26 protein-coding genes and 2 pseudogenes are annotated in these 26,863 nt (G+C 68.8%); 11 read left to right on the top strand and 17 right to left on the bottom strand.

What is annotated here, in order from left to right; translation table 11 throughout:
* Window positions 1-73: 73 nt before the first annotated feature.
* On the bottom strand, window positions 74-697 hold the full coding sequence (locus ACBJ59_RS52415) for a LysE family translocator (RefSeq protein ID WP_375117472.1): 624 nt from the start codon (window positions 695-697) through the stop codon (window positions 74-76).
* A gap of 109 nt (window positions 698-806) precedes the next feature.
* Between ACBJ59_RS52415 and ACBJ59_RS52410 the strand changes: the two genes are divergently transcribed.
* A complete protein-coding gene (locus ACBJ59_RS52410; RefSeq protein ID WP_375117471.1) occupies window positions 807-1,781 on the top strand; it encodes a LysR family transcriptional regulator in 975 nt (324 codons plus the stop codon).
* Here ACBJ59_RS52410 and ACBJ59_RS52405 read toward each other — a convergent pair.
* Both ACBJ59_RS52405 and ACBJ59_RS52400 read right to left on the bottom strand, forming a co-directional pair.
* Entirely contained in the window at window positions 1,764-2,402 is a 639-nt protein-coding gene (locus ACBJ59_RS52405) for a nitroreductase/quinone reductase family protein (RefSeq protein WP_375117470.1), read from the bottom strand. The two genes, ACBJ59_RS52410 and ACBJ59_RS52405, sit on opposite strands and share 18 nt — an antisense overlap.
* Window positions 2,399-3,178 (bottom strand): glucose 1-dehydrogenase, encoded by a 780-nt coding sequence (locus tag ACBJ59_RS52400; RefSeq protein WP_375117469.1) that lies wholly within the window; start codon window positions 3,176-3,178, stop codon window positions 2,399-2,401. Before ACBJ59_RS52400 ends, ACBJ59_RS52405 begins: the two co-directional genes overlap by 4 nt.
* Before the next feature lie 143 nt (window positions 3,179-3,321).
* On the opposite strand from ACBJ59_RS52400, the gene ACBJ59_RS52395 reads away from it, so the two are divergent.
* Window positions 3,322-3,966 (top strand): TetR/AcrR family transcriptional regulator, encoded by a 645-nt coding sequence (locus ACBJ59_RS52395; protein WP_375117468.1) that lies wholly within the window; start codon window positions 3,322-3,324, stop codon window positions 3,964-3,966.
* 230 nt (window positions 3,967-4,196) lie between these two features.
* Here ACBJ59_RS52395 and ACBJ59_RS52390 read toward each other — a convergent pair whose 3' ends face one another.
* Window positions 4,197-4,544, bottom strand: a complete 348-nt coding sequence (locus tag ACBJ59_RS52390; RefSeq protein ID WP_375117506.1) for an integrase core domain-containing protein — start codon at window positions 4,542-4,544, stop codon at window positions 4,197-4,199.
* Window positions 4,504-4,872 carry a DDE-type integrase/transposase/recombinase gene (locus tag ACBJ59_RS52385; protein WP_375117467.1) on the bottom strand — a complete coding sequence of 123 codons (369 nt, stop codon included), beginning with the start codon at window positions 4,870-4,872 and terminating at the stop codon, window positions 4,504-4,506. The genes ACBJ59_RS52390 and ACBJ59_RS52385 overlap by 41 nt, the downstream gene beginning before the upstream one ends.
* 44 nt (window positions 4,873-4,916) lie before the next feature.
* Here ACBJ59_RS52385 and ACBJ59_RS52380 point away from each other — a divergent pair.
* A pseudogene (locus ACBJ59_RS52380) lies at window positions 4,917-5,000 on the top strand (IS5/IS1182 family transposase); the annotation flags it as partial.
* A gap of 97 nt (window positions 5,001-5,097) precedes the next feature.
* On the opposite strand, the gene ACBJ59_RS52375 reads toward ACBJ59_RS52380, so the two are convergent.
* From ACBJ59_RS52375 to ACBJ59_RS52340, 8 genes and pseudogenes are all read right to left on the bottom strand, one after another.
* Window positions 5,098-5,907 (bottom strand): GNAT family N-acetyltransferase, encoded by an 810-nt coding sequence (locus ACBJ59_RS52375; RefSeq protein WP_375117466.1) that lies wholly within the window; start codon window positions 5,905-5,907, stop codon window positions 5,098-5,100.
* A gap of 374 nt (window positions 5,908-6,281) precedes the next feature.
* Window positions 6,282-7,261: pseudogene (locus ACBJ59_RS52370) on the bottom strand (catalase); the annotation flags it as partial.
* 150 nt (window positions 7,262-7,411) lie between these two features.
* Window positions 7,412-7,762, bottom strand: coding sequence for a Fur family transcriptional regulator (locus ACBJ59_RS52365; RefSeq protein WP_375117465.1), 351 nt, complete (start codon window positions 7,760-7,762; stop codon window positions 7,412-7,414).
* Window position 7,763: 1 nt separating this feature from the next.
* Window positions 7,764-8,489, bottom strand: coding sequence for an HD domain-containing protein (locus ACBJ59_RS52360; protein WP_375117464.1), 726 nt, complete (start codon window positions 8,487-8,489; stop codon window positions 7,764-7,766).
* 83 nt (window positions 8,490-8,572) lie between these two features.
* Window positions 8,573-9,559, bottom strand: coding sequence for a GlxA family transcriptional regulator (locus ACBJ59_RS52355; RefSeq protein ID WP_375117463.1), 987 nt, complete (start codon window positions 9,557-9,559; stop codon window positions 8,573-8,575).
* 102 nt (window positions 9,560-9,661) lie between these two features.
* Window positions 9,662-9,874 (bottom strand): hypothetical protein, encoded by a 213-nt coding sequence (locus ACBJ59_RS52350; protein WP_375117462.1) that lies wholly within the window; start codon window positions 9,872-9,874, stop codon window positions 9,662-9,664.
* 328 nt (window positions 9,875-10,202) lie between these two features.
* The gene (locus ACBJ59_RS52345) at window positions 10,203-10,547 is read right to left on the bottom strand and encodes a winged helix-turn-helix transcriptional regulator (protein WP_375117461.1); all 345 of its coding nucleotides are present in this window, start codon (window positions 10,545-10,547) and stop codon (window positions 10,203-10,205) included.
* A gap of 412 nt (window positions 10,548-10,959) precedes the next feature.
* Window positions 10,960-11,892 carry an RNA polymerase sigma factor gene (locus ACBJ59_RS52340; RefSeq protein ID WP_375117460.1) on the bottom strand — a complete coding sequence of 311 codons (933 nt, stop codon included), beginning with the start codon at window positions 11,890-11,892 and terminating at the stop codon, window positions 10,960-10,962.
* A gap of 523 nt (window positions 11,893-12,415) precedes the next feature.
* Here ACBJ59_RS52340 and ACBJ59_RS52335 point away from each other — a divergent pair.
* Both ACBJ59_RS52335 and ACBJ59_RS52330 read left to right on the top strand, forming a co-directional pair.
* A complete protein-coding gene (locus ACBJ59_RS52335; protein WP_375117459.1) occupies window positions 12,416-13,573 on the top strand; it encodes an ROK family protein in 1,158 nt (385 codons plus the stop codon).
* 14 nt (window positions 13,574-13,587) lie between these two features.
* Window positions 13,588-15,339, top strand: a complete 1,752-nt coding sequence (locus ACBJ59_RS52330; RefSeq protein WP_375117458.1) for a glycoside hydrolase family 36 protein — start codon at window positions 13,588-13,590, stop codon at window positions 15,337-15,339.
* Here the strand turns inward: ACBJ59_RS52330 and ACBJ59_RS52325 are convergent.
* The 4 genes from ACBJ59_RS52325 to ACBJ59_RS52310 are packed head-to-tail and all read right to left on the bottom strand — an operon-like array spanning window position 15,316 to window position 20,865.
* Complete coding sequence (locus ACBJ59_RS52325; RefSeq protein ID WP_375117457.1) at window positions 15,316-16,902, bottom strand: hypothetical protein; 1,587 nt, start codon at window positions 16,900-16,902, stop codon at window positions 15,316-15,318. The genes ACBJ59_RS52330 and ACBJ59_RS52325 overlap by 24 nt on opposite strands.
* Window positions 16,899-18,119, bottom strand: coding sequence for a hypothetical protein (locus ACBJ59_RS52320; protein ID WP_375117456.1), 1,221 nt, complete (start codon window positions 18,117-18,119; stop codon window positions 16,899-16,901). Before ACBJ59_RS52320 ends, ACBJ59_RS52325 begins: the two co-directional genes overlap by 4 nt.
* Window positions 18,116-19,123, bottom strand: a complete 1,008-nt coding sequence (locus ACBJ59_RS52315) for a hypothetical protein (protein WP_375117455.1) — start codon at window positions 19,121-19,123, stop codon at window positions 18,116-18,118. Before ACBJ59_RS52315 ends, ACBJ59_RS52320 begins: the two co-directional genes overlap by 4 nt.
* A complete protein-coding gene (locus ACBJ59_RS52310) occupies window positions 19,120-20,865 on the bottom strand; it encodes a glycoside hydrolase family 97 catalytic domain-containing protein (RefSeq protein WP_375117454.1) in 1,746 nt (581 codons plus the stop codon). The genes ACBJ59_RS52315 and ACBJ59_RS52310 overlap by 4 nt, the downstream gene beginning before the upstream one ends.
* A gap of 180 nt (window positions 20,866-21,045) precedes the next feature.
* On the opposite strand from ACBJ59_RS52310, the gene ACBJ59_RS52305 reads away from it, so the two are divergent.
* From ACBJ59_RS52305 to ACBJ59_RS52280, 6 genes are all read left to right on the top strand, one after another.
* Complete coding sequence (locus ACBJ59_RS52305) at window positions 21,046-22,353, top strand: alpha-L-fucosidase (RefSeq protein WP_375117453.1); 1,308 nt, start codon at window positions 21,046-21,048, stop codon at window positions 22,351-22,353.
* Between the two features lie 19 nt (window positions 22,354-22,372).
* A complete protein-coding gene (locus ACBJ59_RS52300) occupies window positions 22,373-23,794 on the top strand; it encodes an ABC transporter substrate-binding protein (protein ID WP_375117452.1) in 1,422 nt (473 codons plus the stop codon).
* Window positions 23,791-24,690 carry a carbohydrate ABC transporter permease gene (locus ACBJ59_RS52295; RefSeq protein WP_375117451.1) on the top strand — a complete coding sequence of 300 codons (900 nt, stop codon included), beginning with the start codon at window positions 23,791-23,793 and terminating at the stop codon, window positions 24,688-24,690. The genes ACBJ59_RS52300 and ACBJ59_RS52295 overlap by 4 nt, the downstream gene beginning before the upstream one ends.
* Before the next feature lie 10 nt (window positions 24,691-24,700).
* Complete coding sequence (locus tag ACBJ59_RS52290; RefSeq protein WP_375117450.1) at window positions 24,701-25,612, top strand: carbohydrate ABC transporter permease; 912 nt, start codon at window positions 24,701-24,703, stop codon at window positions 25,610-25,612.
* 86 nt (window positions 25,613-25,698) lie between these two features.
* Window positions 25,699-25,971: a cupin domain-containing protein gene (locus tag ACBJ59_RS52285; protein WP_375117449.1), complete on the top strand. Its 273-nt coding sequence runs from the start codon at window positions 25,699-25,701 to the stop codon at window positions 25,969-25,971.
* Entirely contained in the window at window positions 25,968-26,861 is an 894-nt protein-coding gene (locus ACBJ59_RS52280; protein ID WP_375117448.1) for an aldo/keto reductase, read from the top strand. Before ACBJ59_RS52285 ends, ACBJ59_RS52280 begins: the two co-directional genes overlap by 4 nt.
* Window positions 26,862-26,863 lie beyond the last annotated feature (2 nt).

Genomic DNA, 26,863 nt, shown 5'->3' with positions numbered 1-26,863 from the left:
TCGTAGTGGCCGCCGTGTCGCTGGTGTGGCTGCCGTACGATCCCGCCACCACCACGGGCGGCCGGCCCGGCCCTCAGACACCTGCTACCACCGCGGCGCCCAGCCCCAGCAGGACGACGCCGGTGGTCACACTGAGTCCCCGCAGGACGGTCGGCTGCGATACCAGGGCGCGCCCTCGGCCGACGGCCCAGGTGAGCAACATGTACCAGGAGGCGCTCACGAGCGCCCACAGGACTCCCAGGGCGACGGTTGACAGGAACACCGGGCCTTTCGCGGTCACGAACTGGGGCAGCACAGAGACGGCGAACACGCCCGCCTTGGGGTTGCCGAGGTTGGTGATCAGGCCGGTGAGGTATCCGCCCGCGAAGCCAGTGCTGCGCCCGCTCTCGCGGGGCGGGCGGGTGGAGACGGTGGTGAGCGTGGTCCGTAGCGTGTTCAGCCCGAGGATCATCAGCACGATGCCGCCCGCGATCCGGAGCACCGCGTACGCGGTGGGGCTGGCCAGCAGGACGGCGGACAGCCCGGCCGCGGCGGCCGTGGACCACAGCAGGAAGCCGGTGGCGTTGCCCGCGAGCGTGCCTCGGAGCGTACGTTGGCCGCCTTCCAGAACCTGCCGGATCATCAGGGCTTGACTCGCGCCTGGCAGCATCGCCAGCAGCAAGGTGGTGGCGATGAAAACGGGCACATGCGTGGGCATGGGAAAGAACCCCTTCCGGGGATTGCGGCCGATGGGTGCACCACCAGGCTTCCTGCCTCGCGGCCCTAAGAAAAGTTAAAATAGATGGGTGCAGCGTTAGGATTAGTGAATGCTGGTGGATCCGGGACAGCTGCGGCTTCTCGCGTTGATCGAGCGGCACGGCTCCCTGACAGCGGCGGCTCACGCACTCCAACTCACCCCCGCGGCGGTCACCCAGCAGGTGGCCAAGGCCGAACGCGACTGGCAGGTGCCCCTGGTCGTCCGCGGCCCTCGCGGAGCAACGCTCACCGCGGCCGGTGCGCTGCTCGCCTCCCACGGTCGAACGGTGCAGGAGGCCTCGGACAGGGCCAAGGCGGAACTGGCCGCACTGCTCGGCCACCTCTCGCTCCGTCTGCGGATCGGGACGTTCCAGGCGGCTGCCCTGCACCTGCTGCCACCGGCCCTGACGGCTCTGCGACACCGCCATCCGGACGCCGACGTCTCCGTCATAGACGTGGCGTCCGGACGCGGAGCGGACGAGATCAGCGCGGGACGCCTGGACGTGGCCATCGTCGCGTCCTGGGGCACGCCGCTCGCGCCGCCCCCACACGTACGGGCCCACCCGCTCCTGTTGGACCCGATGGTCGTGGTTCTCCCCGATGACCATCCACTGGCCACCAGGCAGCCCGCGGACACCGAACTTCACCTCGAACAACTGCGCGACGAATCGTGGGTCTCCATCCTGGCCGGCCATGCCGCCCGCGAACAGTTCCACGACGCCGCGCGCGAGGCCGGCTTCACTCCCACCGTGCGGTTCGAGACCGAGTCCTACGACGTCGCCCAGGCCCTCGTCGGCACAGGCATCGCAGTGGCCCTGGTCTCACGCCTGGCCCTGACTCATGCGCCTGGCACCACCCATCGCGAACTGGCCCACCCCAGGCCCTACCGCCAGCTCTACGCCGTGACCAAAACCGACGCCGGCCTCACACCACTCGCAGACATGCTCATCGACCTCCTACGTGATGTCGCCCGCGACATCACCGCCACCTGGGAGGCTCCCCTGCAAGAAGAACAACGCTCATCGAACTCACCGAACGGAGCCTGAAAGCCCCCGGTTCTGAATCGACACCGCCTGGTCCGGAGCGGCCGCCCCCGCTCCGACCGGCCATCGACGCGGGCCGGCTTCACCACCGCCCTGACCGCCGACGTCATCACCGGCAAGACATCGACCTGATCGGCACCATCGGCCGTCACGTCCTGGGCGGAAGCTAATGCGCATCAGTCGGCTGTCGGCCCAATCTTCGAGCCGTGTCGGCCGGATGGTGCCGGGGTCGTGGGGCTGATTGAGATCCGCGACGATCTCCGCCAGCACGGCCTGACGCTCGGCTGGGTCGGTGACCGGCGTGGCCCGTGCGGGCAGATCTGCGGGGACCCCGTTCTTGAGGTGGAAGGTGAAGTCGGGATTGGCGAGAAGGTTCGCATGCCAGTCGGTCGCGGCCCCGCCGGCGCCGCTACACAGGTAGGTGGTGCCCGCGGCGCGGTAGAAGAAGATCTCGATGCGGCGTGGTCGGCCGGTGCGGCGCCCCAGCGTCGTGATGTCGATGATCCGTTCTCTGGTGCCCGCGGCGGGTGTGATCTCGATGGCTCGCCGGATGGGATCGGGCAGATGGGACAGAGACGCGTCCCGTGCGGAGTCGTTCGATCCGGTCGTGTCTGGAGTGCTCATGCGGTCTCGTTCTGAAGGGCGGGGCCGAGGAGGAGCCCACCGTCGATGACGTACTCCGAACCGGTGATGAACGACGCGTCCGATGACGTGAGGAAGAGGAGAAGACGGGTGACGTCGGTCGGCTCTCCGAGGCGGGGGATGGCGAACGGCTCGGGCGAGTAGAAGTCGGCGATCGCCGCGGTGGCGCCGGCTGCTGGTTCGTGGATGAAGGAGGTCGCGATCACGCCGGGGTGGATGGTGTTCACCCGGATGTGGTCGCGGCCGAGTTCGAGTGCTGCCGTTTGGGTGAGACCTCGTACCGCCCACTTGCTGGCGACGTACGGCGCGTAGTGAGCCGTGCCGCCCAGGCCCATGGTCGAGGCGATGTTGACGATGGCTCCCCCTGCCGCGCGGCGCAGAGCCGGGGCGGCGACCTTGATGCCGAGGAAGGTCCCTGTGAGGTTGATGTCGAGGATGCGTGACCACGTGGCCTGCTCCGTGTGCTCGATCGGCGCCGGCGGGTTCTGGACGCCAGCGTTGTTGACGAGCACGTTCAGGGCGCCGAAGGCGCTTTCGGCGGCTAGCACAGCGGCGGACCACGAGCTCTCGTCGGTGACATCGAGGCGGGTGAAGTGAGCGCGGGTTCCGAGCTCGTCGGCGAGAGCGGCGCCCCGTTCCGCGTCGATGTCGCCGATCACCACGTTCGCTCCCTCCGCGTGAAAGGCGCGTACGTGGCTCGAGCCCTGGCCGCCGGTCCCACCGGTCACGAGCACGGTCTGGTTGTCGAAGCGGTTCATCAGATGTTCCTTCGGTACGGGGTGACCGACCGGGATCTTCAGTGATGAACGCCGGCCGATGGTGAGCTGAGTGACTCACCACTGCCCTGACACTAGATCGGTGGCAATGGTGAGTCAAGCCACTCATCTTGTATGCTCGGTCCATGAGCAGGGTCGTGACGACGTACCACCAGCGCGTCGCCCAGGAGAAGCGCGCGCTGATCGTGACGGCCGCGACCGCACTGTTCCTCGAGTTGGGCTACGACCGGACGTCGCTGGCGCGGATCGCAGAGCGCTCGGGCGTTTCGCGGGCCACCTTGTTCAAGCAGTTTCCGAGCAAGGCTGCCCTGTTCGACGCCATCGTCACCGAGTCCTGGGCAACCGCTGACGAAGAGGATCCTCCACCGGCAGGCAACATCGTCGACGGGCTCAGCACCATCGGTCGCCGCTACGCCGAGCTGTTGAGCCGCCCCCAGATGACCGACCTGTTCCGAATCGTCATCGCCGAGCTGCCGCGATTTCCCGAACTCGCCAATGCGCAGTTCTCGCACGGGAAGATGCCCTACTTCGAGTCCGTACGCGGCTACCTCCTAGCCGAGCACGAGGCGGGAACGGTGCGGGTCGAAGACGTGGAGCTCGCAGCCACCCAATTCCTGGGCATGATCTCCAACTACGTCTTCTGGCCGACACTCCTCGTGCCGGGCTGGGAGGTGAGCGCCGAACGCGTCGCTCAAGTGGTCGACGAGGCCGTCCACACCATCGCCGCCCGGTACGCCGCGCCTGGACCAGAACCGTCCACCCACGACTGACCCGCCGACCGCGACTGAGTCCCACCGCCGCCAAAGGAGCGGCTGCCTGAGCAACCGAGTCTGTCGGCTCCGAGGGCGTTCGCGGGGTATCCCCGGAGCGGACACCGAAGGAGGGAGTGCAGATGTGTTCACCCACCTTGACCAGCCTGGCCCAGCACGGCCCGACAAGAGTCTTAGCGGCGGGCCCAAACCTCCACGACTCCGCTCTGGGGTGGAAACTGTCAACGACATCATGAGGGGCGGCCCAAGACCCGCGGGCCCAGGCCCGCGGCTACACCCTCAGTTGTGAAGACCCACTTTGATGTGCCCCGAGTTCGGTGGAGCTGACCTGGTTGGCTGTCATGCCGGCTGGGTCTTTGGCTGAAGCATCTCGTACTCGATCGGGTGAGCGTCCCCAACGAGCTATGTCGTCGCTGCCGGTTGTGGAAGATCTCCAGATACTCGAAGATCGCGTTCGCTGGTTCCAGGCGGGTGTTCCAGCGCCGTCGGTTGAGCAGTTCGGTCTGCATCCGGCCCCGGAACGACTCCATCAGGGCGTCATCGAAGCAGTCGCCGACGCTCCCCATCGAGGGCGACAGGCCGGAGGCCCTGACTCGCTCGGTGAATGCCCAGGAAAGCGTATTGCACCCAGTGATCAGAGTGGATCACCGTGCCGGGCTGTGGGTCGCGATCGGTGATGGCCACGCCCAGCGCGCTGGTCACCAAGGTGGCGGCCCGGGTCGAGTCGATCGACCAGCCGACCACGCGCCGGGAGTAGGCATCCAGCACGACGCAGCAGTAGAGCTCCCCCTCCCGGGTGGGATGCTCGGTGATGTCGGTAAGCCACAGCCATCTGGCCCGGTGCGAGCGATGCCGCGGTCGACCAGGTCGGCGGCGGTGGGCACCTGCGCGACCGAACGGCACCATCGGTTGCCGGACAGTCCCTACAGCCCGGCGCGCTGCATGAGCAGATGAAAAGCTGGAAGGCGCTGACCAAGCTGCGCTGTTGCCCGCGCCGTGCCACCGCACTCGTACAAGCGATCCTCGTGTCGTAGCTCGTCGAGGAGGGCCGCTACTCAGGATGAAATGGGCTCATATGCACCCCTTTGCCGTCGGCGGCAGGAAGCCTGCCGCCGACGGCGGGCCGATGGCTCAGAAGGCGCTCAACATCGTCCAGGTCTCCCGGGGGACGAAGCCGAGGCTCTGGAACAATCCGATCGAGGGGGCGTCGCCGGCGTGAAGGTACGCGGCGATGCAACCGGACCGTGCCGCCACCTGGAGCATGTGCCGGGTCAGGAGGCTGGCGTGGCCACGGCGCCGGAAGTCGGGCAATGTTGCGACGTTGCCAATGGCCACATGGCGGTCGGCCAGAACCGCGACTCCCGCCGCGACGGCAGTACCGTCGTGCTCGAGGACGTAGGCCTGGATGTCTGGCACGCCGAGCACGTCGCCGTCGTACACCTGCGAGACGATCTCCGCGGGCACGCCGAAGGCGGCCCCGATGATCTCGCCGAAGACCGCGAACTCTGCACCCGCAAGCAGGCGCACGCTCGGGGACAGGTTCGCCACGGACTCCTCAGCGGTCAATCCCTTCGTCATGAGAAGCTGCTGCGAGGCGACCGTCAGGTGGTGCTTGTCCGCTGTCTCGCGGATCTCCGCGGCCACGACCTCGCCCCGCACGCGGATGCTCCACGGCCGCCCGTCGCTGAGCTCGGCGGCCTTCGAGGCGAGCACGGCGATCTCGCCGGCGTCCGGTTCGCGGGACGGGCTCAAAATGGGGTTCAGCGCGGGGACAGCGGCGCGATTGAACGCCAGCAGCGTGCCGTGTGGAGCGATCTCGAAGTGTGCTCCGGCCAGCGATTCCGCGATTTTCGCCATACCCGTACGGAAGGCGAGGGCCGCCGCGTCCGTCGCCGCGTCCTGCGACAGCGACGGCGAGTTGCCGGGAGTGGTGGTGTCCATGGGTCTCCGATCAATGGTGGGTGGGATGGACGCCCGGCAAGACGCGTGGCGGAAGGGAAAGTTCGGTCCGGGAGATGTGACAGTCATCACCCGCGGCGGGGCGGTGCAGGCCGGTGCGCTGAAAAGTACCTCGAGCCTCATGGCCGGTGCCGGCGTACTGATGGGGCCGAAGGTGAGCAAGTAGGTAGCCGGCAAGGCGTGGAGCGATGCCGGGTGCAAGACCGCGGTCGCCGCCCATGGCGCCGGCCTGGGCATCGACGTGGAGGCGGTCCAGCACGCCCCGCACACCGTCGGCTTCGCGCCGCTGTCCAAGCGGTGCAAGGCCGAGCAGGTCTTCGGCACCCTGATGCAGCACCGCCGGCTGGGCGGCACCCTTATAGCACCCCGAGGGCTTCGCAGGCCTTCCGCACGCCCTCACCGTAGGCGGAGTCGGCCCTGGCGCAGTTCTCGATATGCCTTTGTACGGTTTCCTTTCGTGCGCCCTTGATCGCGCGCGGTGTTCTCGAAGAGTGCCTGCTGTTGTTCGGCCGTCATCAACCGGAACAGGTCTCCGGGCTGGGTGAAGTAATCGTCGTCGTCCTCGCGGAAATTGAAATGATCGGCCGTCGACACGCATCGCTCCGTCGCGGTGGTAGCTGTTGACCACATTGGCAGCGCGCGGGTAATTGACCGGGACCTGGTGATGGTTGACGCCGATCCGGTAGCGCGCCGCGTCACCGTAGGAGAACAACCGGCCCTGCAGCATCTTGTCGGGGCTGTGGGAGATTCCGGGGACGAGGTTGGCCGGGGTGAAGGCCGCCTGCTCGACCTCGGCGAAATAGTTGTCGGGATTGCGGTTGAGCTCGAATTCGCCGACCTCGATGAGCGGGTAGTCCTTCTTGCTCCATACCTTGGTGAGATCGAACGGGTGGAACCGGTAGGTCTCCGCGTCGGCCTCCGGCATGATCTGCACGTACAAGGTCCACTTCGGGAACTCGCCGCGCTCGATCGCCTCGTACAGGTCACGCCCGTGCGACTCGCGGTCCTGACCGATGAGGTTCACCGCCTCCTCGTCGGTCAGATTCTCGATGCCTTGCCGGGTACGGAAGTGGAACTTGACCCAATGCCGCTCGCCTTCGGCGTTGATGAGGCTGAAGGTGTGCGAACCGAATCCGTGCATGTGCCGGTAGGACTTCGGGATCCCACGGTCGCTCATGATGATGGTGACCTGGTGCAACGACTCGGGCAGGTTCGTCCAGAAGCCCCAGTTGTTCTCAGGGTCGCGCAGGTTGGTGCGCGGGTCACGCTTCACCGCACGATTGAGATCCGGAAACTTCAACGGGTCTCGGTGGAAGAACACCGGGGTGTTGTTGCCCTGTCGGCGACCGGCGCTCCTGCGGCTGTCGTCAACGGGTTGGTGTTCTCTTCGAACGCCATCATTTCTCCTTGGTGGTGGGCAGCGGATTTCCGTGGCGTGTACCGGTTCGTTGCCGCGTCCGGCAGGAGGCGTACAGGTCCCAGAAGGTCAGCCGACATCGGCTACGGCATTGCTCGCCCAGCACACGACGTGGTGGTGGTCCTCGTGTGTGCGCAGCTCGAAGAGGGCGGGCAGGCTCGCCGGCTCGATCTTGCCCACGAGGCCGGCGTCGCCCAACGCGGCCAGAATGTCGTGGACGGCCTGCGTCGACACTGCGCCCATTTCCTCGCGCACCGCCTGCGCGACGAAGCCGGCATCCGAGTGAGGATGTCGTTCCAGTACGCGGAGTACGGCGATGCGCTGTTTCGTGACGCGAAGCGACGCCTGGCGCAGTCGGTCCGCGGGATCGTCAGCAGACAGCGAGCGGCTCGCGCCGCCATGGCCGGGCCGATCCCGCACGTTACTCGGGCCAGGCGTTGTTCTGAATGATCTGGACGAAGTCCTTCCTGGAGAAGGACGGGTCGAAGTATGCGAGCACGTCGTCGTTCATGGTCCCGAAGGTGGTGTCGGGACGGTCGATCATGCCGTTGTAGAACGCCCGCAGAATGCGCTTCTTGAAATCCGGCCGCGGGTGTGCCGCGATGACCTCGGAGGTCTGCTCGTCGCTGATCTCGTCGAGGTCGAGACCGAGGACGTCGGTCTCCACACCGAGTGTCACGACCGCGACCTCCGGCGCGAGCTGGAGCGGCACTTCGGGAGTGGTGTGCAGCGCGATCGCCAGCCAGACATTCCGGGCCTGGGTCTCGTTCCGGCCGTGGTCGAGCAGGAACTTCCGCGCAGCCTCCGCACCGTCGAGCTCGAAACGTCGATCCTTGGTGGCGTAGGCGGAAGTGAGGCCGAGGTCGTGGAAGAGCCCTCCCACGTAGGCGAGCTCGGGATCGACCTCAAGGCCGCGTGCGGTCGCCTTGAGCATCCCCCAGAGAAACACCCGGCGTGAGTGGTTGAAGAGGGTATCGTCGGTGACCGCCCGTACGAGGGACGTGGCTTCCCTGACCAGCTCGGTGTCGGGAATGGTGATTCCTGCGATGGTCTCCGGCATGACGGTTCCTTGGCTGTGGGGCAAGTGGACTGCTTCCAGTCTTACGAGCCGCCACAGCCCCGGCACACAGCGCAGGCTGACATCCATCGCACAGATACTGACCTCACGCGGACGCCGTCACCGTCGTCCAGCAGCCACGTCACAGCGGTGAGAGGCCTTCGCCGGCGCCATCACCGATCGTTGCCCGGCTTCCGCTTACCCGGGCCGGTGGTCTCGAACCGGGCCCGGTACTGGCTCGGTGAGATGCCAAGGCGGGCGGTGAAGGTCCGGCGCATGGTCTCGGGGCTGCCGAAACCGGCTACCCGCGCCGTTTCCGCCACGCTGTGCCCCGCGGCCAGCAAGACCTTCGCGTGGTCCAGCCGCACCTGCTCAACGTACTTCGCCGGAGTCGTGTTCAGCTCGGTGGCGAACAGCCTCGCCAGGTGACGGGGGCTGACCGCGACGAGAGCGGCCAGCCTGCTCACACTGTGGTCGAGCGCCGGCTGCGCCGCGATCAGGTCAACGACGCGCCTGAGCGTGGGGGTACGGGGCGGCCGGACCTCCAGCGGAGCGGAGAACTGGGACTGCCCGCCGGGCCGCTGCATGAACATCACGAGACTGCGCGCGACATCACGCGCCAGGTCGGGGCCGTGGTCCTGTTCGACGAGCGAGAGCGCCAGATCGATACCCGCCGACACTCCTGCGGAGGTGAAGACGCCGTCGTCCTCGACGAACAAGGCCTCAGGCTGCACCTGAACATCGGGGTAGGCGCAAGCCAGGAGCCGGGCGTGCCGCCAGTGGGTGGTGGCCCGACGGCCCGCGAGCACCCCGGCCGCGGCGAGCGCGAATGAGCCCGTACAGATCGACACCAGCCGGCGGGCGCGAGGGCGGAGGCTCTGGATCGTGGTGATCAGGTCGGGCGGCACGGGGAGGCTCACAAGGTCGTCGCCGCCTACGACGATGACGGTGTCGGGATCGGGCTCGTCGTCAGCCGTTCCGTCCACGGGCAGTTCGACCCCCATGGACGTCAGGACCGGCTTCCCGGACGGCGAGACGTGACGCAGCGCGTACTTGGCGCCGAACAGGTTGGCTTCGGCGAAGACCTCGGCCGGTCCGGCCATGTCAAGCATCTTCATGCCGTCGAAGACGACGAACACGACACGGTGGTCACCTGCCATGATCTCCTCCTCTCGTCGTACCCCTCGCCGACAGGTGTCAGAAATGGTGGGATGCGCGGCTCGAGTGCAGGGTCCCTGGTCAAGAGCCCTCAAGTTCCGAGGCTAGTACTCCAGCCGGTGTGCCCGGAGGTCGAGGAGGTGGTCGTCCAGCGGCCATGCGGACAACGACCACCACGCCATCGTCACGCTGTGCACCTGGCGGGACGTGTCCCGTTCGGGCTGCCACGAGCGGCGCGAGCGGCCGGCCTCGGCCACCGCGCAACGCGGCGAGCTGCCGACCGGCTGCGACTCCACCGCCGCAAGCAGATCCGCCACCGGATCCCCACCGGGAATGGCCCGATCCGGCACCACAACCCATCCCCGGCGGTGTCCGCCGTGCCCGGAGAAAACCAGGGCCCACCTCCCGCAGCCGGTCCGCCCCGGCCTTCCTCTGCAGGGTGGATCGCCGTCAGCACGTCCGGATCACGCAATTCCGACAGCCCGTACAGCGCCACCAGCACCGCCACGCTCGGCGCATCGGCGGTGAACCCGGTGATGAGGTGGACCCTCCGCACGCAGGCCGCGCCAGGGCCGGTCACGTACCGGTTCCCCGTCGATCACCAAGCCGTACGGGGCGACCTCGCACGACCATACGTGACCAGTTTCACGAAGCCGCGGCCGGTGGCTCCTCGACGGGTAGCCAGGTCTCGGCCCAAATGGACAGCTCCCGTACGGCCGCCTCCAGGGCGCGGCCCTTTTCCGTGAGCCGGTATTCGATGGTCACGGGCGTGGTCGGGAGGATGACGCGTTCGATGACGCCTTCACTCTCGAAACGCTTCAGCCGTTCGGAGAGCAGCTTGTCAGAGATGTCGGGGATGGCAGCGCCGATCTGCCGGAAGCGGGTGGCCCCATGGAGCAGCTCACGCAGAATCACCCCGGCCCAGCGGCGGCCGATCATCTCGACGGCTGAGTGGTAGCGGGGGCAGAAGTCGGGCTCGTACGTGGACACGCTGACAGCTTACCAAGGGATAGCTACTTGCTCCTAGTTATTGCGCGTGTCAGCTTCTCACGGCAAGCCGCTTTCCACGCGTACGGTCGCATCCGCATGGTCCAGACCTTCACCAGGCGGATCACCGAGCCGGAGTGCTGCCGTGGGGATGTCCGGTGACGCGGCATCCGGCCGCGTGGTCATCCACGGCGCTCGCCGAAGAACGGCCACTCTCGATGGCACGATCTGCGGGGCTGCACCGTGCCAGACGAGTGGCCAACGCGAGGCCACACCAGATTGGATGGCACCTGACAGTCGCCGACCACCTCGGGAGCCGGCGCGGGTGCGCCCAGGAGGTGTGCAGGCTGGAGGCGCCAGGGATCCCGCGGGTGACGGCGAAGGAGCTCGCCGTGACGCCCATGGTTGCGTAAGTTCAGCCGGTGGGTGCGTGGAAGAGCCGCAACTGATCACACCGGCCGTCTTTCATGGACATGAGCCAGGCGACCGCGGGCGGGCAGTGATTCGGATCGTCCGGCGGGTTCACCAGGTCCATTTCCCAGATGGTGATGTCCTTGCCGGCGACGGCGGTGACGAAGCGCTGCCGTACACCCGCCTCCAGATCGCCCTCCATGCCGCGGACCAGGAAGTCCCGGCCGCCCACGCGTTCCCGGCCGACGTAGTAGCCGAAGTCATGGGTCCAGCGCTCGGCCACCAGTTCCGCGAACCATCCCTGCTCCGCCGCGGCCAGCGTCTCCTCCGCCTGCCGGGCACTGGCCCGGGTCAGTGTGACGGCGTCATCGTGCACCGAGTCTGCGGTCGTGGCCAGCGCCTGCGCCAGCTTGGCCCTGGCCTCGCTCAGCCTGCTGCGGACCGTGCCGACCGGCACGCCGTACAGGTCAGCCATCTGCTCGTAGGAGGGCGTTCGCGGGCTGAAATGCCGCAGCATCACCGTCATGCGCAGGGTGGGGGACAGCTCGTCGATCGCCCGCCAGAGCCAGTCCCGCATCGCGTGCCGGTCGATGACCTGCTCGGGACCGTCCTGTTGCGCGGGCGCCGCCAGGTCGGGAAGCGGCGCGGTGGGGACCGCCGCACGCAGGCGCGAGCGGCACACGTTCCGCACAATCATGCGCAGCCACGCGCCGACGGACTCTGGCTGCCGGACGTCGCCGATGCGCCGCAGGGCGATCAGCGACGCGTCCTGCACGGCGTCCTCAGCGTCCGGCACGTTGCCCATCACGCTCAGCGCGACCGCCCGCATCCCTGCCTGATGCCGGTCGAGGAGCGCGCCGAGCGCGGCGGCCGCACCGTTCCGTGCGCCACGCCACAGATCCACATCGGACGGAGATCCGGACTTGTCGCCTGTCACCCGTCCAAGCGTACGGACGCGCGCCGATGCCTCGAACGCGCGTCGAACCATCGGCCGGATCGCATCGCCCGGCCGCGATCTCCCCGTTGGCCGGCCCCTCGCCGAGGCAGCCGAGCCCGTCGCGCTCGCTCAACGCGTCGGCCTTCTCGGCGGCCGGTCCTGGTGTGGTCGCCGATCCTGGCGGAGCTCGCGATGAGGTGGCGGGCGGCGACCAGGGACAGCATGGTGCGCCCGGAGCCGCCACCGTGACGAGGGTCGCGCCCCTGCCGCCGCGCCCCGGGACGAGCAGCGACGCGGCGGCGCTCAGGCAAGCCGTCACCCGGACGGCCGCGATCTCGGGCACCGCCACCTCGAATCGCCGGTAGCCGCCGCGCATGGGAACGCTCCAGGCCGCCGAATCGCGGCGCAGTATGGTCACCGGGACTTCGGACCGCGGGACCGTCCATCGCACCGCGAGACGAGGCCCAACCCCCGATTCCGCATTCAATTCTTGACGAAGTTAATTAGTGGTACGATCGCGCACATGCCGCCTCGCCTCGCTGTCGCCACGCGCGCTGAGACCGCCGTCTTCACCATGGTGCTCGTCCAGGGTCCGGTTTCCCGGGTGGAGATCGCCAGGCGCAGTGGCCTGTCGTCCGCGGCCGTGACCAAGGCCGCCCGCCCGTTCATCGAGGCAGGCTACCTGGAGGAGTTGGCGGCCACCGAGCGGACAGGGCCCGGCGCCGGACGTCCGGCCAGCCCACTGGCCATCAGGCCGGACCGGGAGTTCTTCACCGGTGTGAAGATCACCGACGACGAGCTCATCGGCGTGGTGACCGACCTGCGCGCCCGGCCGGTGGCATCGGCGCACCGGAGACTGGCCACGACCTCGGCCGAGGGCGTGGTCGAGGCGCTGGCCGAGCTGGTCGGCGAGCTGCTCGCCACCGACCCCGCCTACCGCGAGCGCTGCCACTCGCTGGGCCTGGCCGTCTCGGGCGACGTGGACAAGGCGCACGGGATGGTGCGCTACTCCCCCTTTCTGGGCTGGCACCAGGTGCCGCTGGCGCGGCTGGCGGCTGAGGCGACCGGATTGAGCGTCACCGTCGAGAACGACGTCAAATCGCTCACCGTGGCCGAGCAGTGGTTCGGAGACGGAGTGGGCGCCTCGTCGTTCGCGCTCGTCACCGTGGGGATCGGAATCGGCTGCGGGCTGGTGGTGAACGACCGGGTGGTGGCCGGCGCCCATGGCGTGGCCGGGGAGATCGGCCACATCCCTGTCGGGGGCGACGAACCCGTGTGCCACTGCGGCGGACGCGGGTGCGTCGAGGCCATCGCGGGGAGGGCACCCCTCGTCGCGGCGGCGCGCGCGGCCACCGGCGACGCGTCCATGGACATCGACGCGGCCATCGACGCCGCTCACGCCGGGGATCAGGCCGTGCGTGAGGTGTTCGACCGGGCCGGGCACGCCATCGGCCTGGCCATGGCCGCGATGGCGAACCTGTTCGGCCCCGAGCGCATCATCGTGACCGGTGACGTGGGCGGCCTGGCCGCCTACGACCTGTTCGAGGAGCACCTCAACCGGTCCTTCGCGGCGCAGGCGTTCGGGGCGGCGGCCGACTGCCGGCTGCTGCTGCGGCCGCGCACGTTCGAGCAGTGGGCCCGCGGCGCCGCCGCGGTCGCCATCCAGACCCTCTTCACCTGAGCAGGGAGCGTCGAGTGAGCGTGGCCCCCGGAATCTGGCAGCCGCACGACCAGGCCGAACGGCGGGAGGAGGTACGCATCCCGGCGGCGGGGCTGGAGCTCACGGGCACGTCCGCGGCCGCGCTGACCTGGACGGTGCACGAGGAGAGCCCGGGCGTCGTGGAGGTGCGGGTCGTCCCCGACCGGGCGGCCGAGGTGCGGCTGGGCTGGCGGGTGCCCTGCGTGGACGCCACCGCCTTCTGGGCCGCCGACGGTGGTGAGCATCGCGGGCTGCCGCCCTTCTGGCGCAGGCCCCGCACGGCTGCGCTGGAGAAGAACGCACCGGTGGGGTGCCTGATCGGCGCCGGGGACGTGGCCCTGTGCACGTTCGCCGCCGGTGAGGTCGTCAGGCCCGTGCGCACCCGGACCGGAGTGGTCGAGGAGACCGGCGAGTTCGGGTTCTGGGTCGAGCACGAGGCCGGGCCCGGGACCGGGCTGCTGCTGCGGATCGACCTCTCCCGGCGGCACTTCGCGACGACGCTGGCCGGCGTGGCGGACTGGTGGGGCACGCTGCACGGCCTGGGCCGCGACGTCCCGCTCGCGGCGCGGATGCCCGCCTACTCCACCTGGTACGCCATGCAGCAGCACGTCGACGCGGCCGGCGTGGAACGGCAGGCGCGCCCGGCGGCAGAGCTGGGCTGCGAGGCGATCATCGTGGACGACGGCTGGCACAGCGACGACCGGGGGCGCGGCTACGGCCACGTCGGCGAGTGGCGGCCCTCCCCCACCTCGTTTCCGGATATTTCAGCGCATGTCGCGAAGGTTCGTGGCGAAGGTCTCGCCTACCTGCTCTGGTACGCCCTGCCCTTCGTAGGCCGCCACACCGAGCTCTGGGATCGCGTGCGACCGTACACGCTGGTCTACAAGGAGCACATGAACGCCGCCATCCTGGACCCGCGCTACCCCTACGTCCGCGACCTGCTCGCGGGCCACCTCACGCGGGCGGTCATCGAATGGGGCATGGACGGCCTCAAGATCGACTTCATCGACCAGTTCGCCGTCGAGGACCCGCCCCGGCCGGGCCCCGAGGCCGACTGCGCCACGGTGAACGAGGGCGTGCGCAGGCTCCTGGCCCAGCTGCCCGAGGAGTGCCTGGTCGAGCTGCGGCAACCGTACGTGAGCCCGGGCCTGTGGCCGTACGCCACGATGATCCGCGCCTCCGACTGCCCGCTCAGCCCGGCGCACAACCGGCAGCGCACCGTGGACCTGCGGCTGATCGCCGGGCCCATGGCCGTGCACGCCGACATGCTGATGTGGCACCCGGACGAGAGCCCGGAGCGGGTCGCCACCCAGCTCATCAACGTGCTGTTCGCGGTGCCGCAGATCTCGGTCGACCTGACCACGCAGACACCGGCGCAGGCACAGGTGCTGCGGTTCTGGCTGGCGTTCTTCCGGCAGCACGTCGATGTGCTGCAGCGGGGCGACTTCGCACCCGCGCGCCCTGACCTGGCCTATCCGCAGGTGACGGCCCGCTCCGGCGACACGGTGATCGTCGGCAGGTACGCGCCGATGCCCGTGGAGGCACCCGCCACCGGCACGCTGTGGGTGGCCAACGGTGACGCCTCCACTGACGTGCTGCTCCGGACCTCCCGTCCCGGTACGGCCCGGGCCACGGTCCTCGACTGCCGGGGCCGCACCGAAAGCGACGATTTCGTGGACCTGACCCCCGGGTCGGTGGAGATCACCGTCCCCGAGGGCGGGCTGCTACGACTGGAGACCACCACGTAGCCGGTCCAGGAACTGCGCCTCGTACAGCGAGGGCGGGAGGAGCCCCGGCTGGTTCGCACCCTCGATGTAGCCGGCCGGCTGCTGGAAGGGGCCGTCGCCGGTGATCGTGCCGTGGCAGCCGATCGCGTAGTTCTGCGCGGTCGGCGGCTTCTGGACGATCAGCCTGCTGGTCGCGACGTCGCAGTTCCAGGCCACCGAGTGGGCCGCCGACCAGCCGTGCGAGGTGCCGTAGCGGCCCCGGTTGTACAGGCCGAGGGTGTAGTCGTAGTGCGGGTCCACGTCCTTGTGGCCGTCGAACAGCAGGCCCTGGGACCAGCGGCGGTGACCCTCGCTGGAGTTGAGGGCGTACTCCGACGTGCCACGCAGGAACACCACACCCGACACCGTGCTGTGGCCGTTGGAGACGAACGCGTGCCTGGCCTTGTAGGCGTAGCAGTCGCGGAAGAGCACCTGCTGCGAGTAGACGTAGGTGTTGAAGTTGTAGCGCCTGCTGCCGGTGACGATGCTGACCGGGTCGATGGCCCGGCAGTTCGCGACGGTGGCCCGGGTGGTCTCCTGGGTGGCGACGCCGGCCTGGGTGAAGTGCAGCATGGTGCAGTCCCGCACCCACGAGTCCTCGGTCCGCAGCAGGACGATCGCGTTGTAGGCGTGCTCCTCGTCCTGCTCGGGGTCGCCGTGGTACTCGATGTCCACGCGCAGCCGTTCCACGCCCACCTCGGTGACGAGCCCGGCCCGGTCCCACCGGTAGAGGAAGGAGGTGGCGTGGGCGCGGTTGAGGTGGTTGAAGACCGGCACATCGATCTTCACGACATTTCCTGATACGTCGCGTACATAGCGGTTGTAGTAGATGGGGTGCTCGCCGACCTTCCACGGCGGCCCCACGTCGTGACCGCCGTAGTCGATGGCCTTGAGCCACTCCTCGGTGCAGGGATGGGTGATGATGATGTTGTCGCCCGGGCGCAGCGCCCCCGGGTTCGCCACTGCGAACTCGCGCGACCCCACCTGCACGAACCCGGTGGTGATGTCGGTACGGGTGCCCGGCACCTCGCCCGTCCAGCCGCCGCCCGCGGCGCCGCCGACCACGATGACGTCGCGATCCTCAGGCGTGTTCCCGGTGGCCTTGATGATCGTGTCCGTGGCCGGGTCTCCGCCGTCGCCCACGCCGCGGAGCACCGTGCCGCTGGCCCGCACGTACAGGGTGCCCGCCACCGGGTACACCCCGGGCAGCATGAGCAGGGCGCCGCGCCGGGCACGGGGCAGTGCCGCGATCGCGTCGAGCGCCGTCTGGATGTGAGCCGTGTTGTCGCCCTCGATCGGGCGGATGGTCTTGACGACCGGCACGTGCGGGATGGGCCGCTCGCCGTTGCGGTACCCGGCGTGGCTGAAGTCGGGGACACGGTTGCCCTCGGCGTCCTGCTCGTAGGCCAGACGTCCGTGCCGGTCGTGGCGCACGAGCCGGGACTGCCAGATCGTGGTGGCGCCCGCGGGCCGCGCACCGGCCGCCGCCAGGGCCAGCGCGCCGCCCGCGGTCAGCACGGCGCGCCTGCTGAGGTTCTGTCTCATGGGCTGATGACAATCTTGTCGAGCTCGGGTGAGCGAGCGGTGTGGCTGTAGAACCGGATGGTGTTGACGCCGGCCACCAGGTTCACCGGCACGGTGGCGGTGGTCACCGTGTCCTTGGTCCCGGTCATCGGCACCTGGACGGCGTCGCCGCCGTTGACGCTGACCGAGAACGTCTGTGAGCCGTCCGCCAGCGCGTGCACGGTCAGCCGCCGGGGCCCGGTGGTCCCCGACAGCACGCCCTTGACCACGGCGTAGTCGTAGATGTTGCCGCCGATGAGGATCACCTTCCGGCCGCCGGAGCAGACGGCGCAGTAGGCGGGCTCGACCGCGCCCTCCCAGACGTTGCCGACCCGTTCGGCCTCGTACGTGCCGGGGCTCCGGTCCGGCGGCGGCAGCCGCACCGGCGGTGTCGCCGGCTCGAGCTGCTCAGCCTTGAGGTCCTTGACCAGCAGGTACGTCTCCTGCAGCCCCGCGCTGTTGATGCTGCGGTAGATGCCCCACTTGGGCCGGTTGTACTGCTCCTGTGTCCACCACAGGTCGACGTTCTCGGCCTTCTGGTCGACGATCGTCCGCCGCCCGTCCTTGAGCACCCAGCGCAGGTAGCCGTCGTCGCCCGACCTGAACTCGATCGTGGTGTCGATCCACCGGTTCTGGATCGGCGCCAGGTCGGCCGTGGCGAAGTCGTGGGACTTGTTGTCCTCCATCGTCCAGTAGCGGGCCGCGATCTTCGGCACGCCGTTCACGACCGGGAGCGAGAGCTGCGCGAGCGGCGTGCCGACGTCAGAGTTCTTGAGCTGCCAGATGTGGGTGAAGCTCGTGGTCGCGTCGAGGGTGTCCGGGATGTACATCTGGTAGCTGATCCGCCAGGTCTCGTCCTTGCGGATCTCCAGCGGTCGGCCGTCGGCCGCACGCATGCCGCGTACCTCGTTGCGCATGCGGTCGGACCCGTCGCGGTCCTCGAGGTGGGCGTCGAACCGCCAGGCGTTGCCCTGGACGCGGACGTGCGGCTGCCCCTCGGGGTGCGAGCCGCGCCGGTCGTCCTCCAGCGCTTCGAAGGCGTTCACCCCGTCGCGCCACGGGTTCGGATTCCACCGCGTCTCCCAGCGGGGAGCCACGGCGTGGGCGGGCGGGGCGATCGTGAGGATCAGCGCGATCGCCGTGAGCACGCCCGCCGCCCGCCGGCCGCGCGTCCGCATCGAAGAGGTGCCGGGCGTCATGAGAGCGTCACCCCGTCCAGGTCGGGCGCGCCCGCGCTGTCGTTGGAGAAGCGGATGGCGTTGGCGCCCGCGGAGGAGGGCTGGACGTTGTGCGTGACCGCGTTCCCGGAGCCGCCGCCGATCCAGCCGACCGTGGTGCCGCCCGAGCAGCCGGAGCAGGACGCTGTCCGCGCCGTGCCACTGAAGGAGCTCTGCTCGGCCTCGTAGGACGAAGGATCCTCGGCGCTGCCGGTGAGCTGGTGCGCCTGGAGGTTCCTGATCAGGAGGTAGGTGTCCTGCAGGCCCGAGCTGTTGATGCTGCGATAGATCCCCCACTTGGGCCGCAGGTACTCGTCGTCGCCACGCCACAGGTCGGTGTCGTCCAGGCGCCTGTCGACGAGCGTGGTGGAGCCGTCCTTGAGCGTCCAGCGCAGGTAGCCGCTGTCGGCGGCCTTGAACTCGAAGGTGGTGCTCAGCCACTTGCCCTGGATCGGGTTGAGATTCGTGCTGCCCACCTCGTGGGTCTGCTCCGCTTCGTCCCAGTACCGGACGTTGATCTTCGGTGTGCCACCGGAGATCGGCAGCGACATCGTGTAGAGGGGCGCACCGGACCCGGGTGTCTTCATCTGCGCGATGTGGGTGAAGCTGCTGGTGGCGTCGAGCGAGGTGGGGATGTACAGCTGGTAGCTGATCCGCCAGGTCTCGTTCTCGAGGATCTTGAGGTACGAACTGCCGCTGCCGGTGCGCATGCCCTTGACCTCGTTGCGCTGCCGGTCCGAACCGTCGCGGTCCTGGGTGTGCATGTCGAAGCGGTAGGCGTCCCCGGAGACGTAGATGTGCGTCACGCCGGGATGGGAGCCGGCTCGGTCGTCCTCGATTCCCTCGAACGCCTCGGCGACGGTGTCGTCCGCCGGGTTCGGGCTCCAGCGCGGCGTCCAGGCGGCGGCCGAGGCGGCGGGGGCCTGCAGGGCCGCGACGGCGGCGAGGGCCAGGGCGGCCAAGCTCGCGGTCGATCGCTTCGTCATGGGGTTTCTCTCTTCAGGTGGAGGGTGAACCCGCCGTTGGGGGCGACGGCGAGGTCGAGCTTGTCCCCTGCGCAGACGGTGACCGTCTCGGCGAGGATCCGATCGTCCGGGGCGTCCCGGTAGATGTCGGCCGCCCACTCCCCGTCACCCAGGAAGCCGAGCGGCACCGTGAGCGTGCGGGCCTCGCCGGACACGCCGGCACCGACGTACCACTCGCCGCCGCTCCTCCTGGCCAGCACGATGTGGTCGGCGGGGTCGCCGGACAGCAGTCGCGTCGCGTCCCACGCCGTCGGGACGGCCGACAGCAGCCGCAGCGCCTCCGGCCTGGCTTCGTAGGCCTCCATGCTGTCGGCGAAGTGCTGGATCCCGGACTCGAAGAGCACCGCCAGGGCGAGCTCGAACCCGGCCGAGATGGCGCGCACCCCGGTGAAGGTGCACGGCGTGAAGTCCATCGGCCCCTGCACGTTGCGGGTGAACGCCAGCGACAGGTAATGGGTGGCCGGGTAGAGCGGCTCCTTGCCGGGCCTCGGCTTGATCCACTCAGCGCCCTTGACCGCCTCGGCGGTCATGAATTGGGGCCAGGTGCGCTCGGTGCCGCGCGGGATCGTGCCGCCGTGGAAGACCACCATGAGCCCGAGCCGGGCGGTGGCCGCCAGGACGGCGTCGAACCAGCGCATCCGGTCCTGGCCGTCGGACTCGGTGAAGTCGATCTTGACTCCGGCCGCGCCCCACTCCTTCCACAGCGCGAGCTTCTCGCGGTGCTCCAGCTCGGTGTCGACGTGCTGCCAGTGCGACCAGAGCCACACGCCGACGCCCCGGTCGCGGGCGTAGGCGATCAGCTCCGGCATCCACTCCTTGTTCCAGCCGGCGTCGGCCAGCACGTACGGCCAGCCGTGGGCGGCGGCGAAGTCGACCCAGCGCTTCTGGGCGCCGAGGTCGCGGGTGGAGGGGCCGTCGGACCACCACGACCAGGCGGCCGCCCCCGGCCTGATCCACGAGGTGTCCTCGACCCTGGAGGGCGCGGCGAGGCTGGTGACCAGGTCGCTCTCCACGATCGTGGCCAGGTCTCCCATGATCGTGGCACGCCAGGGCGTGGTCAGCGGAGAGGCCGCGGTCACGTACGGGTCGGGCAGGTCGAGGCGGAAGGCCCGGCCGTCGAAGCGCAGGCGTGACCCGGCGTATCCGCTGTCGAGGCCCGCCTCCGTGACGAACAGCCACGTATCACCGGTCCGGAAGAGCGACGGGTAGCCGTACAGGACGGGCTCGGCGGCGGCGACCGTGGTGTGCCGGTGGATCTCCTCATAGTCACAGCGGCCGTTCTCGTACGGGAGCAGGACCGCGCGAGCGTCGGCCGGCACCACGTATTCCGACATTTCCTCGACCACGGTGACCGGCCCGCTCCATGGCACTACATACCGATATGCCACGGCGCCTGCGCCGACACGTACCTGCAGGTCGAGCCGGTGCCCGTTCTTGGCGAACGACAACGTCCACTCCCCTGCCGCGTACCGGTGCTCGCGCCGCTTCCCCGTCACCGTCCGGTAGGACTCCTCGATCTGCCGCTCCGACATCCCGGCGAGCCTCAGCCCGGTGCTCAGGTCCTCGTGCGCGGTGCGAAGACCGAGCCTGGACGGCTCCACCACGACCCGCCCGGCGTACCGCAGTTCCAGCGTGAGCTCTCCCCTGCCGGAGAGGGCGAGCGCCGCCTCCACGTCCCCGTCGTTGAGCGTCCAGTTCGGCACGTGGCCCTCCAGGAGTCAAAGAGATAGGAGGAGTCGATCGCAGCCCGCTGACCGGTCCATGCCCCGCCGGCGGCGGCGGATGGAGCCCTCCGGCTCCCCTCACAGTGGGCATGAGCCTAGGTTGAGAGCGGTTTCAATTCAATTCTTGACGAAGTTAATTACCAGGTCTACGGTACGGCCATGCCCCATGGATCAGAGCGAGACGACCGGAGAGCCGGCGGCATTCATCCGATCTCTGCCGCCAGACTGGCAGAATTCCGTGAACAGCGCTTCGGGTTGTTCGTGCACTGGGGCCTGTACGCGCTCGCCGCCCGCCATGAGTGGGTCAAGCAGCGCGAGCGATTGACGGACGAGCACTACCAGCGGTATCTGGACCACTTCGACCCCGACCTGTTCGATCCGGACGCGTGGGCGGAGGCGGCGGCCGGGGCAGGGATGCGCTACCTGGTGCTGACCAGCAAGCACCACGACGGCTTCTGCCTGTGGGACTCGGCCCACACGGACTACTCGGTGGCGCACACGCCGTACGGCAAGGACCTGGTCGGCCCGATCATCGAGGCGTTCCGGGCGCGCGGGCTCGGGGTGGGGCTCTACCACTCGCTGATCGATTGGCACCATCCGCACTTCCCGATCGACGGTCTGCATCCGGCGTACCACGAGGGTGTGAGCAATACTGGCCGAAATATCGGGATATACCGCTCTTATTTGCACCACCAGGTCGAAGAGCTGCTTACCCGCTATGGCCGAATCGACACCATGTGGTTTGACTTCTCATATTCGACGAGAGTCAGGAACGGCCGGCTCACACCCGGCGGAAAGGGCGCGGCGGACTGGCACTCGGAGGAGCTGGCCGCACTGGTCCGCCGGCTGCAGCCGGACTGCCTGATCAACGACCGTCTGGAGATCCCGGGCGACTTCACCACGCCCGAGCAGTTCCAGCCGGCCGCGCCGCCGGCCCGGGTCTGGGAGGCGTGCCAGACGCTCAACGGCAGCTGGGGCTACGACCGCGACAACCTCGACTACAAGCCGGTGGACCTGCTGGTGCGCATGCTGGTCGACACCGTCTCCAAGGACGGCAACCTGCTGCTCAACGTCGGGCCCGACGGGCGCGGCGCCTTCGACCCCCGGGCGCTGGCGACGCTGCGCGGCATCGGGGACTGGACGCGGCTGCACGGCCGCGCCCTCTACGGCGCCGGCCCGAGCGCGTACCAGGCGCCACCGGACTGCCGCTACACCCAGCGTGACGACCGGCTCTACCTGCACCTGTTCGCCTGGCCGTACAAGTATCTGCACCTGCCTGGGCTGGCGGGCAAGGTGCGTTACGCCCAGTTGCTCAACGACGCATCGGAGATCCGCACGCTGACCCCCGACCCGGCCGTGGACAGCGGGCACACGAAGCTGGGCGCGCTGCCGCCCGGCACCCTGACCCTGCAGCTCCCCGTGCAACGGCCCGACGTGGCGGTGCCGGTGATCGAGCTCTTCCTGTGAAAGGCCCACCCCCATGGAGATGAACCGTCGGCAGATCCTGGCCCTGGCGGCGGCGGCCGCGGCCGCGCCGGTGTTGTCCGCCTGCGGCGACAGCCGCACGCAGAAGCAGGCCGCGGCCCCCGTCAAGTCGGGCGCGCAGGTCATCGACCCGAACCGGCCGGGCAGCGACGCCTGGCCGTTCGAGGAGGCCGAACAGCTCAACAACTCGCTGACCTGGCCCAGGACGAGCGTGCCCGACCCGGCCACCAAGATCGTGATCACCGTGGCGCTCACCACCGACGCCGTCACCGAGGTGCGCAACGCGCAGTTCGACTTCTTCTTCAAGCAGCGCCACCCGAACATCGAGATCAAGCGCGAGTCGGCGCCGTTCGACCAGTTCCTCACCAAGTACATGACGCAGGCGGCCGGCGGCACGCTGCCCGACGTGCTCTACAACCACTACTCCTGGACCCAGAACCTCGTCGCCAACAAGGTCCTGCATCCCCTGGACGATTACATCGGCAGGACGCCCGGGTTCGACATGGACGACATCCCGCAGTCCGGGCTCGGCTACTTCAAGCGTGACGGCAGCCTGTACGGCCTGCCCACCGACATGGCGCCCAAGCTGCTGTTCTACAACAAGGACCTGTTCGACCAGGCCGGCATCGCCTACCCCGACGAAACCTGGACCTTCGACCGCCTCTTCGTGACCATGCGGAAGATGACCAGCGGATCGGGCGTCGAGAAGGTCTACGGCTTCTCCCCGATGCCCAAGCCGTCACCCGACCTGACCGCCGTGTTCCTCCTCCCCTACGGCGGGCGGTTCCTCGACCAGGCCGAGGCCAAGGTGATGATCGATGACCCGGCGGCCAGGGATGTCATGGCCCGCTGGCTGGACCTGCTGATCAAGGACAAGGCCGTGCCGAGCCTGGCCGAGCTCCAGCTGCTGGAGAAGGTGGATCCGTTCAAGTCCGGGCACGCGGCCATGATGATCAACGGCGCCTGGCTGATGCTGGAGCTGTCCAAGCAGAAGGCGTTCAAGTGGGGCGCCACGCACGTGCCCAAGGGGCCCGAGGGCCGCTTCACCCCCGCCGTGGGCAGCGCGCTGGTGATGGCCGAATCGTCGCGGAACAAGGACGCCGCCTGGATCTACATGTACGAGTGGCTGTCGGCCTCCGGCTACAAGTTCCGCCGGATCGCCGCGCCGGCCCGCCAGTCCGCGTGGGAGGACAACGCCAAGGCGCTCGGCATCCCGGCGCAGGAGGTGAAACTGGTCAAGGACGTCCTGGCCGACTACGCCTCCGACGACGGCGTGCTGCGGCTGCCGGCCAGCAAGAAGGTCGAGAACACCGCCGCGCCGGTCTGGGAGCGGGCGATGCTCGGCAAGATCGGTGTGGACGACGCGCTGAGGGAGATCGCCGGCAAGGTCACGCCCGTCCTGGCCGAGAACAAGGTCGCATGACCGCCGTGAGCGCCACCAGCACGCCGGCCCGCCGGGAGGCCCGGCGCTTCCACCTGTTCGTCTCGCCATGGCTGATCGGGTTCGTGCTCTTCAGCGCGGGCCCGATCGTCGCCGCGGTGGTGCTCAGCTTCATGCAGTGGAACCTGCTCCAGCCGCCGAAATGGGTGGGTCTGGCCAACTACGAGCGCATGCTCGGCGATTCCGAGTTCTGGGAGTCGATCGAGAACACCGTGCAGTACGGCGTGGGGGCGGTGGCGCTCGGCGTCACGTTCACGTTCCTGCTGGCGATGCTGCTCAATCAGCCGCTGCGCTTCCAGGGCCTGTTCCGTACCGTGATGTACCTGCCCTCGGTCGTGTCGGGCCTGGCCACCGCGCTGCTGTGGCTGAACATCCTGCACCCCGACTACGGACTGATCAACAAGATGCTGGCCTCGGTCGGCATCGAAGGACCCGGCTGGCTCGCCTCCCAGGAGTGGGCCATCCCCGGGCTCGTGCTGATGAGCGTGTGGGGCGCGGGCAACACGATCGTCATCTACCTGGCGGGCCTCCAGGGCATTCCGAAGACGCTCTACGAGGCGGCCGAGATCGACGGCGCCGGATGGTGGCGCAGGTTCTGGAGCGTGACCGTGCCGATGATGTCGCCGGTCATCTTCTTCAACGTGGTGACCGGCTTCATCGCCGCGTTGCAGAGCTATGTGCTCATCCTCGTCATGACCGAGGGCGGCCCCGGCAACGCCACGATGGTGCTGGGGCTCTACATCTACCGGCACGCCTTCGTCTACTTCGACATGGGATACGCGGCCACGTTGTCGTGGGCCATGTTCGTGCTGGTCATCGTCGTGACCGCGATCCAGTTCAGCCTGGCCAGGCGCTGGGTGCACTACGAGTTCAAGTGAGGTACGCCGAGTGCTCGTCGAAACCGCGACGCATGATCGGGGACCCGCGCGCACCAGGCCGGGCCCGCCCCTGACCTCGGAGCAGGCCGAGCGGATCAGGCGGATCCGGCGCAGCGGCGCCTACGTCCTGCTGATCGTCAGCTCGGCGGTGTTCCTGCTGCCTTTCCTGTGGATGCTGACGACCTCGCTGAAGTCGGACGCGGAGAACCTGGCCTTCCCGCCGCAATGGTTCCCCGATTCCTTCCACTTCGACAACTACGTCAAGGGCTGGACGGGCTCGCTGCCGTTCGACAGGTTCCTGCTGAACACCATCGTGATCACCGCCCTGTCCATGGCCGGCAACCTCGTCTCCTGCGTGCTGCCCGCCTACGCCTTCGCCAGGATGCGGGCGCGGGCCTCCGGCTTCTTGTTCGCCGCGCTGCTGGCGACCATGATGATCCCGCGGGAGATCACCCTGGTGCCGAAGTTCATCATGTTCTCCGAACTCGGCTGGGTGGACACCTACCTGCCGCTGGTCGTGCCGGAGTTCTTCGGCGTGGCGCTCTACATCTTCCTGCTGCGGCAGTTCTTCACCACGATCCCGCAGGAGCTCATCGACGCGGCCCGCATCGACGGCGCCTCCGAACTGCGCATCCTGTGGAGCATCATGCTGCCGCTGGCCAGGCCGGCCATCGCGGCGATCTGCCTGTTCTCCTTCGTCGGCAACTGGAACCAGTATCTGGAGAACTCCATCTACCTCCGCTCGATGGAGAAGATCACTCTCGCGCAGGGCCTGGGCATGTTCAACGGCCAGTACGTCACCCAGTACAACCAGATGATGGCCGTCGCGCTGCTGTCGATGCTGCCCATCCTCGTCGTCTTCTTCCTGGCGCAGAAGACGTTCATCCGGGGCGTCACGCTCACGGGAATCGCCGGAAGGTGAGCTCTTGAATCACGAACGACAGCCGTACCGCGGCGGACCGGCCACCAAGGGGGCGGGCGACGGTGCGTAGGAGCACGCTGGCGGACATGCGCGCGGGGGTTTCGCTGCCCGGCTTCCGGGTGGCGTCCGGTGGGGTGTCGACACTCCGCCCCGGCCAGGTGAGCCATGCACACGAGGCTCATACGCACGTGGACCCGGAGATCTTCCTCATCCTCTCTGGCAGCGGAAAGGTCCACATAAACGGCGAAATTTCACAGTTTTCTGGGGGCGATGTGCTCATCGTGGAGGCCGGCGAGGATCACCACCTGGAGGCGGTCTCCGAGGTGGTCACCACCTGGCTGCACCTGGAACCCCGATGACGCCCGCCGTGGGGCTGGGCGGCGGGCCACTCGGCAACTACGTGCACGCCGTCTCGGACGCGCAGGCCGCCGCGGTGATGGAGGCCGCCTGGGAGGGCGGCATCCGCTACTTCGACACCGCCCCCTTCTACGGGCTCGGCCTGTCGGAGCGGCGCATGGGCCGCGCACTGCGACTGCGGCCCCGGTCGGAGTTCGTCCTGTCGACCAAGGTCGGCCGGCTCGTCCGCCCGGGGCCGGGTGACAACGGCGGCTTCGCCGTACCGGATGACCGGCACGTCGAGTGGGACTTCAGCCGCGAGGGGGTCCTGCGCAGCGTCGCGGAGTCCCTCGACCGCCTGGGCCTCGACCACGTGGACATCCTCTTCATCCACGACCCGGACCACCACTGGCCGCAGGCGCTGAACGAGGCCTATCCGGCGCTGGCGGACCTACGTTCCCAGGGCGTCGTGCGGGCCATCGGTGTGGGCATGAACCAGTCCCCCATGCTGGTGGACTTCGTCAGGCACACGGACCTCGATCTGCTGCTGGCCGCCAACCAGATCACCCTGCTGCGCCGCACGGCCTTCGACGAACTGCTCCCGCTCTGCCTGGATCGCGGGATCCCGGTCATCGCCGCCGGCCTGTTGCACCGCGGCCTGCTGGCCGGATCCCAGCCACCGCCGGACGCGCCCGCCGAGGCCCACGCACTCGCCGCCGTGTGCGCCCGGCACGGCGTCCCGCTGCCCGCGGCGGCCCTGCAGTTCCCGCTGCGGCACCCGGCCGTGCGTACGGTCCTCGTCGGGGCCCACCACCCGGCCCACATCGCCGCCAACCTGCGGGCGCTGGACCACCCCGTCCCGGCCGGCCTGTGGGACGACATCGCCTCTCACTCCACGACCCCCCGGTGGTGACC

The organism is Nonomuraea sp. MTCD27, assembly GCF_041950495.1.
In the GTDB taxonomy this organism is placed as follows: Bacteria; Actinomycetota; Actinomycetes; order Streptosporangiales; family Streptosporangiaceae; genus Nonomuraea.
The sequence above is the reverse complement of the archived record's forward strand: the minus strand, read 5'-3'. Positions and strand labels throughout refer to the sequence as shown.